This is a genomic window from Streptomyces sp. NPDC003379 (assembly GCF_053589195.1).
Genome location: NZ_JBSFRK010000004.1, coordinates 46,683 through 62,558 on the forward strand (window position 1 = coordinate 46,683; position 15,876 = coordinate 62,558).

Sequence of the window (15,876 nt, forward strand, 5' to 3'; positions counted from 1 at the left end):
TTGCGACGGTCATGTTCCACACGGTCACGTTCCACAGTCCACTCACTCCAACTCCGGCCACGGTGACGGTACTTGCTCGTTCACCGAGCTGATCAGGGCGTTCAGGTCGATACGTACGAGATCGACGTCCGCGATCCGCAGGGTGATGTCGCCCGTGATGACGACACCGCCCGCGAGAAGGCGGTCGAGCAGATCGACCAGGGCGATTTCGCGGCGTTCCACGACGGTCATCGCGCGCGGCCCCTTCCGTTTCCGGACCCATTTTCGGTCCCGGTTCCGGTCCCGGTCCCGGTTCCGGTCCCGGTTCCGGTCCCGCTTCCGCTCTCCGTTTCGCCGACGTTGCGTTCCGTCTCGTCGCCGGTGAAGGAGTAGGCGGCCCACGGGCCCGTCAGTTCCACCCGCAGGTCGGCCGTGTCCCGCTCTTCGTCCTTGGTGCGGTCCACGAGTTCGACGAACTCCTCGGAGCGCGAACGCGGCACCAGGTAGGCGGCGTTGAGGACGTTGCGGCCCGGCGTGCGGGACAGGGACGAATTCTGCGGGGCGTGCAGCCGGGAGTCGTCGGCGTGCGAGGACAGCGAATCGTGCAGCCGCCGCGCGAACGTCTCGGCCCGCTCCCAGCTCTCCTCCTGGGCCGAGCGCTGCCTGCGCCGCTGGCGCAGATAGTCGCGGCCCGTACGGGGCTTCTCCGGCGCCGGCGGCTCCTGCGGGGCCCCCTCCCCCGGCGTCCCCTCGCCGCCCATGTGGACCTTGACGCCCCACTCCACGCACCCGTCGATCCGGTCCAGGACGCGCCGGAAGCGCTCCGCCCCGTCCTCCAGCATGGCGCGTACGCCGCTGTCGTCCCGGAAGACGGTCGCGAGCCGCAGCGGCAGCGGGCAGGTGACGGAGGTGAGCGCGGCGATCACCCGCTGGTGGGCGCGGGCCGTGTCGGCGAGCCAGTCCAGGTCCTCCAGGTGCGCGCGCAGCGGCTCCTCGGCGAAGTCCCGCTCCGGCACGGCGCCCACGAGGGCGATGAGGCCCTCGTGGGCGAGCTGCCGGGGCGGGACGCCGCCGACCCCGGTCAGGTCGGCGGCGAGCGGCGCGTCCAAGGGGCGGCACACCGCGTAGACGTAGCGCAGTTGCTCACTTGCCAGGCTCACGTGACTCCTTCTCGGCGGGCTCCAGGGCCTCCAGGGACTCCAGTTCCTCCACGCGGCGCCTCAACTCGGCGTTCTCCCGGGAGAGTTCCGTCCGGCGTGCCCCGGAGGAGAGCGCCGGATCGTCCTCCCACCAGTCGATGCCCATTTCCTTGGCCTTGTCGACGGAGGCGACGATCAGGCGGAGCTTGATGGTGAGCAGTTCGATGTCGAGCAGGTTGATCTTGATGTCACCCGCGATGACGATGCCCTTGTCCAGGACACGTTCGAGGATGTCGGCGAGGTTGGCGCCTCCGCCACTGCTGCCGTAGGGGCCGGGCAGTCCGCCGCCGGGGGTGGCCGTCATCGACGGCCCCGTCCGCCGCCGGCCGACTCGGCGTACTCGCGCTGCTTCTCCTCGTCGGCGTCGACATCGGCCTGGTCGTCGGCCTCGTCGGCCTCGTCAGCCTGGTCGTCGGCCTCGACATCGGCCTCTTCGTCATCGGCCTCTTCGTCGTACTCGTCCTCGGGCTCCTCGTCGAGTTCTTCCTCGTGCTCGTCCTCGTGCTCGTCCTCGTCCTCGTACTCTTCCGCCGGTTCGTCCTCCCGGACGTCCTCTTCCTCGTCGTACTCGTCCTCGGGCCGCCGCTCCTCGGTCTCCTCGCCCTCCTCCTCGGCCACCGCGTCCTCGTGGCTGCGGACGACCTCGCCGTCGCGGATCTCGCCGCGCCAGCCGTCGCTCGCCTCGCCGCGCAGCGAGATGTGCCGGGCGAAGTGCTTGAGGTCGAGGCGGGCCCTGCGGCCCTGGGCGCGCCAGATGTTGCCGGTCTTCTCGAAGAGGCCCTTCGGGTAGTACTCGATGACGAGCAGCACCCGGGTGAGGTTCTCCGCGAGCGCGTGGAAGGTGACGACGCCCTTGGTCGTGCCCTTGGCGCCCTCCGACGTCCAGGTGATCCGCTGGTCGGGCACCTGCTCGGTGGTGTGCGCCTTCCAACTGCGGTTGGACCAGAAGACCTTGAGCTTCCAGTCGGAGTCCGTGTCGTTCGCCACGGTGGCGCCCTTGACGCCCTTGGCGAAGGTGGAGAACTCCTGATACTGGGTCCACTGGTCGTACGCCTCACGGATCGGGACGCCCACGTCGACGTACTCCAGGATCACCGTGGGCTTCTGGCCCGCGCCGCCCTTCTTGCGCTTGCCGCCGCCGATGCCCTTGACGGCGTTCTTCACCGAGTCCTTGAGGTGGCTGCCGCCCAGTTCGAGCGCGCCGCGCACCGGGCCCTTGCCCTCGGCGAGCTTCTTGCCCGCCTGCGCCGCCAGCTTGCCGAAGCCGGGGCTCTTGCCGTCCGCGATGTCGTTCAGCTTGACGGTGGCGTCGCCGAGGCGGTGGCCCACGCCGATGAGCATGCGCTCGACCTGCGCCATGAGGTAGGCCTGCGCTTCTTCCTTCACGCGGTCGGCCGCGGGGCTGCGCGTGATGTTGCTCAGGGGTGACTCAGCCATGGTCGCCTCCCTTCGCCCCGCCGCCCGTGCGGGTGGTCGAGGCCGTCTTGCGGGCGGTGCCGCGGGCGGCCGAGGTGGACTTCTTGGCGGTCCTGCTCTGGGCGGTCTTGCGGGACGTGTTCTGTGCGGTCCTCTTCGCCGGGGTCTTCTTCGCGGCCGACTTCGAGGCGGACTTCGCGTCCGGCTTCGACTCCGATGCCGACTTCGACTTGTCGGCGGACCTCGGCTTCGAGCCGGACGTCCGCTTGGCCGGCGCCTTCCCGCGCCGACCGGCCGACTCGGACTCCGCGGCCTCGTCGCCCTCGCCCTCGCCCTCGTCCGCGTCCTCGTCCGCGTTCTGTTCATCCCGGCCGACGGCCCTCTTGGCACCGTCCGGCACCACGCCGGAGATGCGGTCCTGGACGTCCAGGGTGCGGTCGTGCAGGCGGTCGGCGAGGCCTTCGAGCTGCCGGTTCAGGAGCGAGCCGGTGGCGGCCTTGCCCACGCCCCGCATGTCCTGGCGCAACTGGTCGCCGATCTCCTTGAACTGCGGGTTGTTCTCCAGCTGCTGGGTCACGAGCGCGCCCAGCGCCTTGGGGCTCAGACGCAGCCGCTTCCCGGCCACCATCGTGCCCACGGCGAACGCGAACTTCGCCTTCTTCGTGCGTCCGAGCACGTACCCCGCGCCCACGGCGAGGCCCACTGCGAGTCGGTTCATTGTCTGAAGTCCTGTCCTGTGCTGTGTTGCAGCCGGTCGAGGAGTTCGTCCTCGGCCCGCTCGAACTCGTCCTCGTCGATCTCGCCCGCCTCCAGGAGCTCCTCGAGGCGGGCGAGTTCGCGACGGATGGCCGAGGGGTCGTAGTACTGCCGCTCCGCCTCGTCGACCACTTGTCTCAGCACCCAGAGGGAGCCACGGGCCGGGGCGAGGGGCAGCATCAGCAGTTCGCCGATCAGTCCCATGCCCTCACTCCGCGGACTTGGCGGGTCCCGGGTCGACGAAGCTGTACGGCGGCAGCGGCCCGTGCACCTTGAGCTCCAGGTGCGGCTGCGTGGACCGGAGTTCGTCCACCGCGGCGACGAAGCCCTCGGCCGACTTGCGGTTCACCAGGAAGGAGATGTTGGCGAGCCAGCCGGTGCCCTCGGGCCCCTCGGCGACCGCCTCGGCCGTCGGCTCCAGCGCGCGCCGCACCTCGACGCCGTCGCTCGCCTCCCGGGCCCGCACCGCGGCGGTGACCGCCTCGCCGAGCTTCAGCTTCTGCTCGTGGCTGCCGCCGCCCTGGCGCTGGTTGGCCTCCACCATGGCGCGCAGCTCCGGGTTCTCCGCGAGCACCTGGTGCAGCACGGCCTGCTCGTTGTGCGAGGCCTTCACGTTGTACTCGACCTTGCCGTCGAGGGCGCGCAGCCGCTCCGTGTAGTGATCGGTCCGCTCCCCGAGCACGGATACGACGGTCTCGTCGTCCGGCGCGAGGCTGCCGAAGCGCATCGGGAGCACGGAACCGGCGGCGCCCGCCTCCGACAGCACGTTCTGGTGCGCGAGCAGGTCACGCCGCTTGGGCTTGAGGTCCTCGGGGGCATCGCTGACGATGGCGGCGAGGTCACCCTGCTTCAGGATGCGCACGGTGCACGGCGGCTTCCCGATGCCCTCCATGCCGTCCGGCAGGGCCGGGTGGGAGCTGCTCGCGATGCCGTAGACGTAGGTGCTCACTCCTTCTCCTCCTTCCGGCGGGAGGTCGTGGAGCGCCGGGCCCGCGGGCGTTCCTCGGTCTGACGCTCGCCGTCCTCACGGGACTGCTTGAAGGCGTCCGATATCGTCTCGGCGGCTCCGGAGAGCGCGCCCTTGGACTTGCCCTTGGCGCCGGACTCGGTGATCTCGCCGACGAGGTCGGGCAGGCCGGGGTTCTTCTTCGGCCCGGATTCCAGGTCGAGGCGGTTGCACGCCTCGGCGAACCGCAGATAGGTGTCGACGCTCGCGACGACGACACGGACATCGACCTTCAGGATCTCGATGCCGACCAGTGAGACGCGTATGAAGGCGTCGATGACGAGTCCTCGGTCGAGGATGAGTTCCACGACGTCGTACAGGCCGCTGGAGCCGCCTCCGCCGCCGGACTGTTGTGCCGGGACCACGGTCATACCGACTGTGCCTCCTTGCCTTGTCTGCTCTGTCTTTCTCGGCTCTCTGTCTTTCTGGCTTTCTCGGCCTTCTTGTTCCCCTTACTTGCTGTGGGGGTCCGAACGGCCGCGCTCGTAACGGCGGACCCGCCGGTAACCGGTGAGTTCGCCCTGCGGGTCGAGCCGCACCTCGTAGCTCGCGAGCAGGCTCATCGTGTCGGGGACACGGGCCAGTTCGAGCACCTCGATCTCCAACTGCCAGCCGTCGTCGGTGCGTTCGAAGGACGACACCGACTCGGCCGTCATGCCGGTGAGTTCGGCGAGCTGGTCCTGTGCGGCCCGCAGCACTGCCATGGGGCCCGGCAGTTCTTCGTTCCGCGCGGCGTCCGTCTTCTTGGTGTCTGTCGTCTTGGTGTCTGTCGTCGAGTCTGTCGTCTTACGTGATGTATTGGCCATGTCCACCTCCCGGCCCGGGTGTCCCGGTGGCCCTTGGCCAAACCTCGCCGGTGCGTATCCCCCGGCGGCGCGGGAGGTGTTCAGCCGCGCAGGGCGCGCAGCTTGCGGCGGGCCGGTCCGAGGGCGCGTCCGGCGCGCAGGACGCCGGCCCAGGGGTCGGTGCGGGCCTGCTCCAAGGCGTCCTCGATGGTCCAGCGGCGGGCGTGCACCGCCGGGTCGTCGAGCTGCTCCCAGGCGAGGGGGACGGCCACCGGGGCGCCGGGCTTGGCCCGCACCGAGAACGGGGCCACCGCTGTCTGCGCGTACGCGTTGCGCTGCACGTCGAGGTAGAGCCGGTCGCCGCGCGCCTCTTTGCGGGCGGCCGTGGTGAACCGCTCGGGGTGGGCGGCGGCGAGGGTGTCGGCGACGTCCTTGGCGAAGTCGCGTGCGTCGTCGAAGTCGTGGTGGCCGTTGAGGGGCACGACGACGTGCAGCCCGCGTGAGCCGGTCGTCATCAGGGCGGACGGCAGGCCCATGTGGTCGAGGAGCTCACCGAAGAGCCGGGCCGCGTCGCGCACGGCGCCGAAGTCGTCCTTCGCCGGGTCGAGGTCGAAGACCAGCCGGTCGGGGCGGTCGATCCTGCTGGTACGGGAGAGCCAGCGGTGCAGGGTGAGGCAGGCCTGGTCGGCGAGGAAGAGCAGGGTCGCGGTGTCGTCGCACACGGTGTGGGTGACGGTGCCGCCCTGCTTGGCGACCTCGGCGCGGGTGATCCAGTCCGGGTAGTGGTCCGGGGTGTCCTTCTGCATGAAGCGCGGACCGTCGACGCCGTCGGGGTGGCGCTCCAGCATGAGGGGGCGGCCACGCAGGTGGGGCAGCATGAAGGGGGCGACGGACCGGTAGTAGTCGAAGAGGTCCGCCTTCGTGTAGCCCTTGCTCTTGCCTCTGCCCTCGCTCTTGCCTCTGCCCTTATCGCCGCCGGCCGGGAAGAGGATCTTCTCCGGCCGGTGCAGTTCCACGGTGCGGCGGCCCGCCCGCACTGTCCGTACGTCGGTCATAGGCGTTTCCTTCCGTTCGTCCCGTCAGGCCGGGACGGACCTGCCGAGTACCCCGGGGCGGTCCCGCCAGTCGCCCTGAACCCCCCGGTGTGGTGGTGTTCACCCTGGTCGGGAGGGTGGCTGGCCCCACCCGGAACTCGGGGGACGGCGGGCGTGCCCCGCGGCGCCCGGACCGGAAGGATCGAAGTCACCGAACGGTCGCCCCACACCGACGACCCGCGCATCAGCGCCCCCCGCACCAACGACCCCTCAGTGAGGTCTGCCATGACGCACAGCACCGACTCGCACAGCACCGACTCGCATCGCGCCGCCGCCCTTCGTCCTCAGCCCCGGCACCGGCCCCGGCCCCGGCCGCGTTCCCAGGAGCCGCGGCTGCTGCCCCGCATGCTTCCGGGGACCGACGAGCCGCCGGCCCCCGCCACCGTCAGGGCCGCCTTCGCGCTCTGGCTGACGGCGGTCGCCGCGGGCGTCTTCGAGACGGTGCTCGCGGTGGTCGGGACGGTGGCCGACAGCGACGCGTCCACCGGCGGTCTCGCGGGCGGCGTGGCGCTGCGCGTGGCCGTGTACTCCGCGGTCGTCCTGGTCGCGGTGCGGATGCGCCGCGGCGCGAACTGGGCGCGGCTGGCCCTGGCGGGCGTGCTCGGCGTGTTCGGCACGCTGTCCCTGGTGGTCGAGCCCGTCCGGTGGCTGGCCGGCGGGCACCCGCTCGGTGACGCCTTGCGTGACGTGGGTGTGGTGGACGTGCTGTTCGGCGGGAGCCGCGTCCTGCATGTGGCGGCGGTAGTGGCGGCGGTGGTCCTGATGTTCCGGCCGTCGGCGAACGCGTGGTTCAGGGCGGCGCGATGAAACGGCGACCGGCTAGACGAAGCGGCGCCCTGCCCCCTGCCTCACCGGACCACCGCCTCTTCCACCAGCAGTCGTGCCGCCGCCGCGATCGACTGGGCGTCGATGCCCGCCGCGCGCAGCTGCTGCTCGGGGGAGGCCGAGCCCGGCATCGTGCGTACCGCGAGCCGGACCAGGCGCGGCACCGGGCCGCCGTCGGTGAACGCGTCGAGGACCGCGTCACCGAGGCCGCCCTCCTCGCGGTGGTCCTCGACGGTGACCAGGCACCCGGTCCGCGTGGCCGCCTCGCGCAGGGTGCGGCGGTCGACGGGCTTGACGGAGTACAGGTCGACGACGCGCACCGGGATGCCTTCACCTTCGAGCAACTCGGCCGCGGAGAGCGCCTCGTGGACGGTCACTCCGGCGGCGACAAGGGTCATCCGGTCCGCGTCGGAGGAGCGCAGGACCTTGGACCCTCCGATGGGGAACTCCTCGCCGGGTCCGTAGATGACGGGCGTGTCCCCGCGTGACGTACGCAGGTAGCGGACGCCGTCGAGTTCGGCCATCTGTGCGATGAGCCGTCCGGTCTGGTGGGCGTCGCACGGGTACAGGACCGTGGAGCCGTGCACCGCGCGGAGGAGCGCCAGGTCTTCGAGACCCATCTGGGAGGGGCCGTCCTCCCCGATCGCGACGCCCGCGTGCGAGCCGACGAGGTTGATGCCCGCGCCGCTGATCGCCGCCATCCGTACGAAGTCGTAGGCGCGCGTGAGGAAGGCCGCGAACGTCGTCGCGTACGGCACCCAGCCGCGGGCGGCCATGCCGACGGCGGTGGCGACGAGTTCCTGCTCGGCGATGTAGCACTCGAAGTAGCGGTCGGGGTGTTCCTTGGCGAAGCGCTCCGTCCGTGTCGAGTCGCCGACCTCCCCGTCGATGGCCACGACGTCGCCGCGGGCGGTGCCGAGCGCGGCGAGTGCCTCGCCGTAGGCGTCGCGGGTGGCGATGGCCTCGCCCACCTCGTGGCGGGGCAGTTCCAGATGGCCGGTGCGTACCGCGTGCAGGGTCCGCGCCGCGGCGGGCTTGCGGACCTCCACGCGTACGTCGCGTACGCCGCCCAGCTCCTCGACCGCCGCCTCCGCCTCCGGCAGCGGCTTGCCGTGCAGGCCCTCGCGGTCCTCGATGGAGGCGACGCCCTTGCCCTTGAGGGTGCGGGCGAGGATGACGGTCGGCTGCCCGGCGGTGGAGCCCGCCTCCTGACAGGCGCGGTCGATGGCCTCGACGTCGTGCCCGTCGGTCTCGACGACGTGCCAGTCGAACGCCTTGAAGCGGTCCGCGTACGCCTTCAGGTCCCACCCGTGGCGGGTCGGGCCGCGCTGGCCGAGACGGTTGACGTCGACGATGGCGGTGAGGTTGTCGAGGTGCTCGTACCCGGCGTGCTCGGCCGCCTCCCAGACGGAGCCCTCGGCGAGTTCGCTGTCGCCGCAGAGCACCCAGACGCGGTAGGGGATGCGTTCGAGCCGCTTGCCGGAGAGGGCCATGCCGACGCCGACGGGCAGTCCCTGTCCGAGCGAGCCGGTGGCGACCTCCACCCACGGCAGGGCGCGGGGCGTCGGGTGCCCCTGGAGGCGGCTGCCTTCTTTACGGAAGGTGAGAAGCTCTTCGTCGGTGAGCGCGCCCGCCGCCTTGTACGCCGCGTAGAGCAGCGGTGAGGCGTGGCCCTTGGAGAGGATGAAACGGTCGTTGCCGGGGTGGTCGGGGCGGTCGAAGTCGTAGTGCAGATGGCGGCCGAGGAGCACGGCCATCAGGTCGGCGGCGGACATCGACGAGGTGGGATGCCCGGAGCCGGCGGCGGCCGAGGCGCGAACGGAGTCGACGCGGAGCTGCTGGGCGAGGGCGGCGAGGTCGCGGTCGCTGGGGGTGGTGGTCTGGGGCATGGGGGGCTCCTTGGGAGGGCGGGGCTTCTGGGCGGGGAGGTTCTTGGCGGGAACCGTCCTTGGGCGACTGCCTACGCGGCAGAAGGGCGTCCAGGAGCCAGTCTGCGGCGACGCGCACGCCGTCGCCCGGCAGAACCGGCTCCGACGATGACGGTGGCGGTGGCGGTGGCGGTGGCGGTGGCGGTAGCGGTGACGGTGGCGGTGCGGGATCGGCTCACGATGCGCCTCCGGCGTGGTCGGAACCTCCCGCGTGCCCCAGGCCGACGGGCACCAAACTCCGGATGCCGGGGCGCGGGGGACGAGCCCGGCGGCCACCCGGAAGCGAGCCTGGCGGGCGCCCTGAAGCAAGGCCGAGATCATCTGACGGGCAGGGACGAGAGCATCCGACGGCAAGGCCGAGGAGCGTAGGAAATCCGAGGTCCGTGACGCCTCGTGCACCGTTTGTCACCGCTCCTCGGGGTTACTCGGAGCAGTATCCGACCAGCTCCGCCGCCGCACCGGAGGCGCGCCCCACCATGCCTCCGGCCGACGCGCCCTGCCCGCGCTCCCCGGTCTCCACCGCACCGCCTCCCGCCGCCCCGCGCACGATGAACCTAGGAAGTCCCAGATGAAGGACGCAGTCTCCATCGAACGGCCGGCCGTCTCCGCGTACACCGTGCCCGCGGACGCACCCGAGGCGGACGGCACCTTCGCCTGGGACACCACGACGGTCGTCGTCACCGAGATCACCGCGGGCGACGCGACCGGCACCGGCTGGACCTACGCGCCCGCCTCCGTCGCCGCCCTCGTCGACGAGCAGCTCACTCCGGCCGTCCTCGGGCGGGACGCCCTCGACATCCCCGCCGCGCACGACGCGATGGCGAAGGCGGTCCGCAACACCGGCCGTCCCGGCGCCGCCGCCTGCGCGATCTCGGCGGTCGACATCGCCCTGTGGGACCTGAAGGCCCGGCTCCTGGAACTCCCTCTCGTACGTCTCCTGGGAGCGGCCCGCGACGAGGTTCCCGTCTACGGGAGCGGCGGCTTCACGACGTACCACGACACGCATCTGGCGGCGCAGCTGAACGGCTGGGTGCACGGCCAGAACATCCCGCGCGTCAAGATCAAGATCGGCGAGGGGTGGGGCCGGGCGGCGGCCCGTGACGTGTCGCGGGTGCGGACCGCGCGTGAAGTCATCGGCCCCCAGGCGGAGTTGTATGTCGACGCGAACGGCGGCTACACCCGCAAGCAGGCGGTACGGGTGGGCAGGGTGCTCGCCGAGCACGGCGTGGGCTGGTTCGAGGAGCCGGTGTCCTCGGACGACCTGCGGGGCCTCGCGCTGGTCAGGGACGCGATGGTGTGTGACGTGACGGCGGGCGAGTACGGCTACGACCTGCCCTACTTCGCGCGCATGATCCCCTCCGTGGACTGTCTCCAGGTGGACGCGACGCGCTGTGGCGGCCTCACCGAGTGGCTGCGCGCGGCGGCACTCGCGCAGGCCCACGGCCTGGAGGTCTCGGCGCACTGCGCGCCGCACGCGCACGCCGCGGTCGCCGCGTGCGTGCCCAACCTGCGGCACATCGAGTGGTTCCACGACCATGTGCGGATCGAGTCGATGTTCTTCGACGGGGCGCTCGACCCCACCGGCGGCGTAGTCCGCCCCGACGGCGGGGTCGGGCACGGCCTTGAGCTGCGCACGGACGAGGTGGAGAGGTTCCGGGTGGTGTGAGGACCCGCTGCCCGCCCCCACCCCGGACGACGCCCTCAGTGCTCGTCGCGCCGCGGCAGCTCCTGGCCCGGGACGCGGAGCCGGCCGGGGGCGGCGTCGGTCGCGGGCGCGGTGGGCGGCATCGGCGGCGGCGCGGGCGCGGCGAGGCCACCCGGCGCGATCCCGGGGGCGGCGGGGGTGTTGCCCATGGGGTCCGCGGGGTCCGCGTAGCCACCGGAGTGCGCCTCGGGCCGCCCGGAGCCCGGCCGTGCCGCATTGCGCAGCAGCACCGCCGCGAGGCCGAGCAGCGCGCCCACGATCAGCGCGGCCGCCCAGTCGGGCAGGACGAGCGCGAGGGCGAGGCCGACGGCCAGGGCGACCGCGGCGCCCGCATAGAGCGCGGTGACGCCGGAGCCCGCGTAGAGCGTGGCCTTGCGCCGCTGCTTCTTGGTCTGCTCCCGCAGTTCTTCGCGGAGTTCGGTACGGATCGTGCGGACCAGCTCGTCGGTCAGAGCCTTGTCGAACGGCTGCTTGTCGAGGCCGGTCAGTGGATTCTTCTCGGGGCCAGTCATGGCCGACGGGTACCCGCGGGCCCCGACGGGTAACGGGATGCGACAGGTCCCCACGCCGGAGGCGGTGGCGAGGGAGCGGCCAATCATGAAATCGTTGCGGAGCCGTTGGCCGGTCACAGAGGTGAGGGCGTCCGATCATGGAGATCCTGGGAACCACGCTGCGCGTCTGCGTCGAGGACTTGGAGTCCTCCGTCGCGTTCTACGAGCGGCTCGCGGGCGGCAAGGCGATGCGCTTCGAGCGCGGCGGCGTGTCCGTGGCCGCGGTCGGCTGCTTCCTGCTGATGAGCGGCCCGGAGCAGGAGCTTGAGGTGCTGCGCAAGGTCGCGGCGACCATCGCGGTGCGGGACGTGGACGAGGCGTACGCCGTTCTGACCGCCTCCGGCGCCCGCGTCGTCGCGGGCCCGGTCCCGACCCCCGTCGGCCGCAACCTCATCGCGATGCACCCGGACGGCGCCGTCTTCGAGTACGTGGACCGCCGCACCGCCACGACCTGACGGCCCCGAAGAGCCCGGACCGGGCCGGACGGGCCCCGCGGCGTCTCACTCCCCCGCCGCCTCACTCCCCGGCGGCCGCATCCGGAAGTCGTACCGCGCCGGGAGCTCCTCGCCGCCCGTGGCCGCCGTCCACAGGTCACCGAGGGCCTCGGCGCCCTCCCGCAGGTCCGCCGCCTCGAAGCCCTCGTCGAAGACGGCGCGCACCGCCGCCATATCGCCCTCGGCGTGGAGGAGTTGGGCTTCGACGAGGCGGAAGCGGCCCTCGGCGCGGGTGGCTTCGTGGAGGCGGTTCCAGACCGCGCGGGCCGCTCGCGGGCGGTCCGCGGCGAGCAGCGCCGACATCGCCTCGCGGCCGAGCGCGGCCGTCGCCGCCGTCCAGGTGACGCCGTCGTCGCGCCGCTCCTGGCACAGGTCGTCGAAGGCTTCCGCGTACCGGTCGGCGGCCCGTTCCAGGTGCCCTTCGGTGCGGTCCGCCACGGCGAGGCAGCGCAGCAACGGCCAGCGGGACGGCGCCAGTTCGAGGCCGCGCTCCCAGCTGCGGACGGCCTGCGCCCGGTCGCCCGCGTGCCACTGGGCGACCCCCAGGTGGTACTCGGCGAGCGGGCGTGCGGGCGCGGTCTCCAGCATGTCGCGCCAGTGCCGGGCTACGAGCGTCGGGCCGGGCGGGGCGACCTTGCGCGGCTCGGGTACGGCGCCGGAGTGCAGCAGCTCCAGCCACGGCGCCTGTTCGGGGCCGAGCGTCGACTCGTCGAAGGGCGTGCCCGGCAGCTTGTACCCGGCGCGCAGGACTTCCAGCGCGCCCCAGCCGGAGCCCACCGCGAGCACGTCCCGGGGCTCGGTGTCGGCGCGGGTCAGCCACGCCTCGTACGCGGCGTCGACGGCCTCCCGCGGCAGGGCGTCGGCGAGCCGCGCCTCGGCCTCGCCACGCGCGTCCGCCCAGTCGCCGTGCACCGGATCGGCCCGCGCGGACAGCGGCCCGTACGACTCCAGCCAGCTGAACTCGGACTCGGCGTCCAGGCGTACGTGCTCCAGCTGCGTGCGCGCGAGGCCCGCCTGGATCTCCGCGTAGCCGCCGGTGCCGGGCTCGGTGAGCCACCGCTGCCAGCGCCGGCCGCCGCTGCCGGTGCCCCAGACGAAGAGCTTGCGGCCGCGCGGCAGGTCGGTGGAGGTCTGGACGAGCCCGTTCCCGGACGCGTCGAGCGCGGCGATCCACCGGCGGGCGCCGTCCGGTACGTCGTAGAAGTAGTCGGCGGGGTACTCACTGCGCAGCGGGTACGTCCGGTCGGCGCCGTCGCACTCCGGCACCGGCACCCGCCGCAGCCCGCCCGGGTACGCGAACCGCCAGGCCTCGTCGGCCGGAGCGAGCACTCTGCACTCCTCGGGCACCGCGATGTTCGACCACCAGTAGACGGGCGCGGGCCGCTCGTGCGGGTTGCGGACGCGCACGCCGACGTGGAGGAAGTCGGAGCCGTAGGGCAGCCACAGGTCCACCTGGAAGGGCAGGTCGCGCAACCGCTCCCACTCCCACAGGCGCAGCATCTCGCCGCCGTCGGGCGCGGTCAGGCGGGCGGCGTGCACGGGCGCGCAGGACAGGGTGGTGTGGCCCGTCGCGCCGATGTTCCACTCGATGCCGCCGGAGCACCACGCGCCGTTGAGCGCGAAACCCGCGGGCTGCAACACGGGGTTGCGATAGAGGAGTTCGCGCCCGGTCGGCTTGTGGAAGAGGGAGTGGACCCGGCCGCCGTATCCGGGCAGGACGGTGGCGCGCAGCCGGTCGTTCTCGATGACGAGCGTGTCGAGCTGCGTGTCGGCCCGTTCGCGTCCGTACCCGTCGAGGAGCCGTACGGGCAGGGGGCCGCGCAGCGGCTCGTACCCGAGCTGGCGCGCCATGTCGCGCGGCAGCCCTTCCTTGGCGCGCTCGTCCAGGGTGCGCGCTTCGCGCAGGGGCCGCAGTGGGGGCAGGGGGTTCTCGGGACCGGTCGGAGCGACGGGCAGGGTCATGACGTCACGGCGCACGGTGGTCTTCACGATCACCATGGAACACCGCCGCCGCGGCGCCGACCAGGGCCTCTTCGGGTCAGGTTTGCGCGGAGGCCGCTCGGGGCCGGTCGATGGCCGCCACGAGCAGGTCCGCGAGCAGGTCACCGGCCGTGCCGTCCGGGTCGAGATCGGGGTCGTAGATGGTGAGGTTGAGGCCCGCGCAGCGCGGTGAGTTCACCAACGGCCTCAGCAGTGCCAGGAGTTCCTCGGGGAGCAGCCCGCCGGGGCCGGGGCTGTCGACGGCGGGCATCACCGACGGATCGAGGACGTCGGCGTCCAGGTGCACCCAGAACCCGTCGAGCACGGGCACCTCCAGGGTCTGCGTGACGGCGCGCGCGATGTCGTCGGCGCCCCACTCCCTGATCTCGCCGACGGTGGCGTGGGAGATCTTCAGGGCGGTGAACTCGGCGCGGTCCTCGTCCCCGTCGCGCATCCCGAAGAGGCGTACGTCCTCGTCGCGCACGTAGGGCTTGAGCCCCTCGATGTCGGTGAGGTCGTCCTGTCCGCGCCCGGTGGCGAGGGCCAGCTCCTCGCCGCCCGCGGCGCCGATGTGATCCGAGTTGCCGGGGTGGCGGAAGTCGGCCGAACCGTCGACAGCGGCGATTCCATACCGCCCGACGCGGCGCAGCACGAGCGCCGCCCCGAGCTGGATCGAGCAGTCGCCGCCGAGCACGACGAGGAAGTCACCTGCGCGCACGTGGTGTTCGACGCGGTCGGCGAGCTTCACGGTGTACGAGGCGATGGCGGCCGCGTTGAAGACGCCGTCGCCCTCCTGCCAGTCGCCGCGGTCGTAGCGCGGCGGGACGACGACACCGCCCTCGAAGGCGCCGAGACGCCGCAGAACACCCCGCTCCCGCATCGCTCCGGCGAGTTTGTGGCAGCCGGGCACGGTGCCGGGGGCCGGTGGGCGAAGGCCCAGGTTGGAGGGTGCGTCGACGACCACGATATTCCGCATGCGGCCCATCCTCGGCGACGTACGCTGCATCCAGCAACGGCCGTGGACTCCTCCACGTACGACCGCGGAGGCCCGGACACCATGAAGATCAACCGGAAGCCGTCGCGCCGCTGACCCGGCCCGGCGGCGGCCCCGCGTCCCTGCCGTGGACGAACGCCCAGCGTTCGTGGTCGCGCCAGGCCCCGTCGACGTAGAGGAAGTCCGGCGAGAAGCCCTCCAGGCGGAAGCCGCGCCGGCGCACGAGCGCGATCGACGGGGCGTTGCCCGGCTGGATGTTGGCCTCCAGCCGGTGCAGTCGCAGCTCCCCGAAGGCGTACGCCATGACGAGGCCGAGCCCCTCGGCCATCAGGCCCCGTCCGGCGGCGTGCGCGAAGGCGCCGTATCCGAGTGCCCCGCTGCGGAAGCCGCCCCGGACGATGTTGTTGATGTTGATGAACCCGGCGATGGCCCCGCTGTCGCGCTCGCACACGAGGAACCCGGCCTTGGTCGGGTCCTCGTTGAGCATCGCGGCGTACACGCGGTAGGTGTCGTCCGTGGACGGCGGGAAGAGCCAGGGCCGGTGCAGCTCCCGGCTCTCGCGCGTACGGGCGGTGAACTCCGCGGAGTCCGCGCGGGTGAAGTGGCGTATCCCCACGCGGGGGCCCTCGGCGAGATGCGCGGCCGTGTCGGCGGTGTCGGACATCGGGCCACGCTATCCGCGCCTCCGGATGAAGTAGGCCCCGCACAGGGCACCGATCAGTCCCGTGCCGAGCAGGGCCATCCACAGGGGCATGGTCACTTCGGGGATCAGCAGTCGGATCTTGGTGCTGCGGGTGTTCTCGAAGATGAAGACCAGAGTGAGGACGGCGACCGCGGCGACGGCGACCCTGCCGGGTGTCATCAGCCCGCCGCCCGGGCCGCCGCTCCTGGAGCCGCCCGTGGAGGTTTTGGGGCTCATGATGTGGACCCTTCCGTCGGTGGTACGTCGTTCCGGCCTCCCCCGGCACCAGCATGGGCGGCCCGGCCGGGTTCGCGCGCGGTGGGCGTGCCTCCGGAGTGGGGCGGTGGGCCGGACGGGTGACGGAGGCCGCCGGCCGCGGGCGGGGCGCGCTACTGGCCGGTAGGCGACCGGTCGAAGGGGCGCCCTACGGCGCCGGACAGCACCGGCCGGCCGGTGCCGGTCGGCCAGCGCCGGTCGGCCAG

At 72.4% G+C, this 15,876-nt stretch carries 19 protein-coding genes; 3 read left to right on the top strand and 16 right to left on the bottom strand.

The genetic code is table 11. The features are described 5' to 3' along the window. Nucleotides 1–42: 42 nt before the first annotated feature. The 10 genes from ACWDVB_RS05235 to ligD all read right to left on the bottom strand — a co-directional run bounded on the left by ACWDVB_RS05235 (nucleotide 43) and on the right by ligD (nucleotide 6,196). Complete coding sequence (locus tag ACWDVB_RS05235; protein WP_219688115.1) at nucleotides 43–231, bottom strand: gas vesicle protein; 189 nt, start codon at nucleotides 229–231, stop codon at nucleotides 43–45. Further along, complete coding sequence (locus ACWDVB_RS05240; protein ID WP_451514227.1) at nucleotides 228–1,139, bottom strand: GvpL/GvpF family gas vesicle protein; 912 nt, start codon at nucleotides 1,137–1,139, stop codon at nucleotides 228–230. Before ACWDVB_RS05240 ends, ACWDVB_RS05235 begins: the two co-directional genes overlap by 4 nt. Continuing rightward, nucleotides 1,123–1,482 carry a gas vesicle protein gene (locus ACWDVB_RS05245; RefSeq protein ID WP_451514226.1) on the bottom strand — a complete coding sequence of 120 codons (360 nt, stop codon included), beginning with the start codon at nucleotides 1,480–1,482 and terminating at the stop codon, nucleotides 1,123–1,125. The genes ACWDVB_RS05240 and ACWDVB_RS05245 overlap by 17 nt, the downstream gene beginning before the upstream one ends. Beyond that, nucleotides 1,479–2,615 (bottom strand): SRPBCC family protein, encoded by a 1,137-nt coding sequence (locus ACWDVB_RS05250; RefSeq protein ID WP_451514225.1) that lies wholly within the window; start codon nucleotides 2,613–2,615, stop codon nucleotides 1,479–1,481. Before ACWDVB_RS05250 ends, ACWDVB_RS05245 begins: the two co-directional genes overlap by 4 nt. Continuing rightward, nucleotides 2,608–3,312: a DNA primase gene (locus ACWDVB_RS05255; protein ID WP_451514224.1), complete on the bottom strand. Its 705-nt coding sequence runs from the start codon at nucleotides 3,310–3,312 to the stop codon at nucleotides 2,608–2,610. Before ACWDVB_RS05255 ends, ACWDVB_RS05250 begins: the two co-directional genes overlap by 8 nt. Continuing rightward, nucleotides 3,309–3,554 carry a gas vesicle protein GvpG gene (locus ACWDVB_RS05260; RefSeq protein WP_451514223.1) on the bottom strand — a complete coding sequence of 82 codons (246 nt, stop codon included), beginning with the start codon at nucleotides 3,552–3,554 and terminating at the stop codon, nucleotides 3,309–3,311. The genes ACWDVB_RS05255 and ACWDVB_RS05260 overlap by 4 nt, the downstream gene beginning before the upstream one ends. Nucleotides 3,555–3,558: 4 nt before the next feature. Then, nucleotides 3,559–4,299 (bottom strand): GvpL/GvpF family gas vesicle protein, encoded by a 741-nt coding sequence (locus ACWDVB_RS05265; protein ID WP_451514222.1) that lies wholly within the window; start codon nucleotides 4,297–4,299, stop codon nucleotides 3,559–3,561. Continuing rightward, complete coding sequence (locus ACWDVB_RS05270; RefSeq protein ID WP_451514221.1) at nucleotides 4,296–4,727, bottom strand: gas vesicle structural protein GvpA; 432 nt, start codon at nucleotides 4,725–4,727, stop codon at nucleotides 4,296–4,298. The genes ACWDVB_RS05265 and ACWDVB_RS05270 overlap by 4 nt, the downstream gene beginning before the upstream one ends. Before the next feature lie 81 nt (nucleotides 4,728–4,808). After that, the gene (locus ACWDVB_RS05275; protein ID WP_451514220.1) at nucleotides 4,809–5,162 is read right to left on the bottom strand and encodes a gas vesicle protein GvpO; all 354 of its coding nucleotides are present in this window, start codon (nucleotides 5,160–5,162) and stop codon (nucleotides 4,809–4,811) included. Between the two features lie 80 nt (nucleotides 5,163–5,242). Beyond that, nucleotides 5,243–6,196, bottom strand: coding sequence for a non-homologous end-joining DNA ligase (gene ligD / locus ACWDVB_RS05280; protein WP_451514219.1), 954 nt, complete (start codon nucleotides 6,194–6,196; stop codon nucleotides 5,243–5,245). Between the two features lie 264 nt (nucleotides 6,197–6,460). Between ligD and ACWDVB_RS05285 the strand changes: the two genes are divergently transcribed. After that, nucleotides 6,461–7,042, top strand: a complete 582-nt coding sequence (locus tag ACWDVB_RS05285) for a hypothetical protein (RefSeq protein WP_451514218.1) — start codon at nucleotides 6,461–6,463, stop codon at nucleotides 7,040–7,042. A 41-nt stretch (nucleotides 7,043–7,083) separates the two neighbouring features. On the opposite strand, the gene ACWDVB_RS05290 is transcribed toward ACWDVB_RS05285, so the two are convergent. Continuing rightward, complete coding sequence (locus tag ACWDVB_RS05290) at nucleotides 7,084–8,949, bottom strand: transketolase (RefSeq protein WP_451514217.1); 1,866 nt, start codon at nucleotides 8,947–8,949, stop codon at nucleotides 7,084–7,086. Between the two features lie 607 nt (nucleotides 8,950–9,556). Here ACWDVB_RS05290 and ACWDVB_RS05295 point away from each other — a divergent pair. Further along, on the top strand, nucleotides 9,557–10,654 hold the full coding sequence (locus ACWDVB_RS05295; RefSeq protein WP_451514216.1) for an enolase C-terminal domain-like protein: 1,098 nt from the start codon (nucleotides 9,557–9,559) through the stop codon (nucleotides 10,652–10,654). A 35-nt stretch (nucleotides 10,655–10,689) separates the two neighbouring features. Here the strand turns inward: ACWDVB_RS05295 and ACWDVB_RS05300 are convergent, their stop codons facing one another. After that, on the bottom strand, nucleotides 10,690–11,205 hold the full coding sequence (locus ACWDVB_RS05300) for a phage holin family protein (protein WP_451514215.1): 516 nt from the start codon (nucleotides 11,203–11,205) through the stop codon (nucleotides 10,690–10,692). 137 nt (nucleotides 11,206–11,342) lie between these two features. Here ACWDVB_RS05300 and ACWDVB_RS05305 point away from each other — a divergent pair, with 137 nt between their 5' ends. Further along, entirely contained in the window at nucleotides 11,343–11,699 is a 357-nt protein-coding gene (locus ACWDVB_RS05305) for a VOC family protein (protein ID WP_451514214.1), read from the top strand. A gap of 45 nt (nucleotides 11,700–11,744) precedes the next feature. Here ACWDVB_RS05305 and ACWDVB_RS05310 read toward each other — a convergent pair whose 3' ends face one another. From ACWDVB_RS05310 to ACWDVB_RS05325, 4 genes are all read right to left on the bottom strand, one after another. Beyond that, the gene (locus ACWDVB_RS05310) at nucleotides 11,745–13,736 is read right to left on the bottom strand and encodes a DUF5107 domain-containing protein (protein ID WP_451514213.1); all 1,992 of its coding nucleotides are present in this window, start codon (nucleotides 13,734–13,736) and stop codon (nucleotides 11,745–11,747) included. 40 nt (nucleotides 13,737–13,776) lie between these two features. Next, nucleotides 13,777–14,694: an arginase family protein gene (locus ACWDVB_RS05315; RefSeq protein ID WP_451514212.1), complete on the bottom strand. Its 918-nt coding sequence runs from the start codon at nucleotides 14,692–14,694 to the stop codon at nucleotides 13,777–13,779. An 88-nt stretch (nucleotides 14,695–14,782) separates the two neighbouring features. Further along, a complete protein-coding gene (locus tag ACWDVB_RS05320; RefSeq protein WP_451514211.1) occupies nucleotides 14,783–15,376 on the bottom strand; it encodes a GNAT family N-acetyltransferase in 594 nt (197 codons plus the stop codon). A gap of 9 nt (nucleotides 15,377–15,385) precedes the next feature. After that, nucleotides 15,386–15,631, bottom strand: coding sequence for a hypothetical protein (locus ACWDVB_RS05325; RefSeq protein ID WP_451514210.1), 246 nt, complete (start codon nucleotides 15,629–15,631; stop codon nucleotides 15,386–15,388). Between the last annotated feature and the right edge of the window lie 245 nt (nucleotides 15,632–15,876).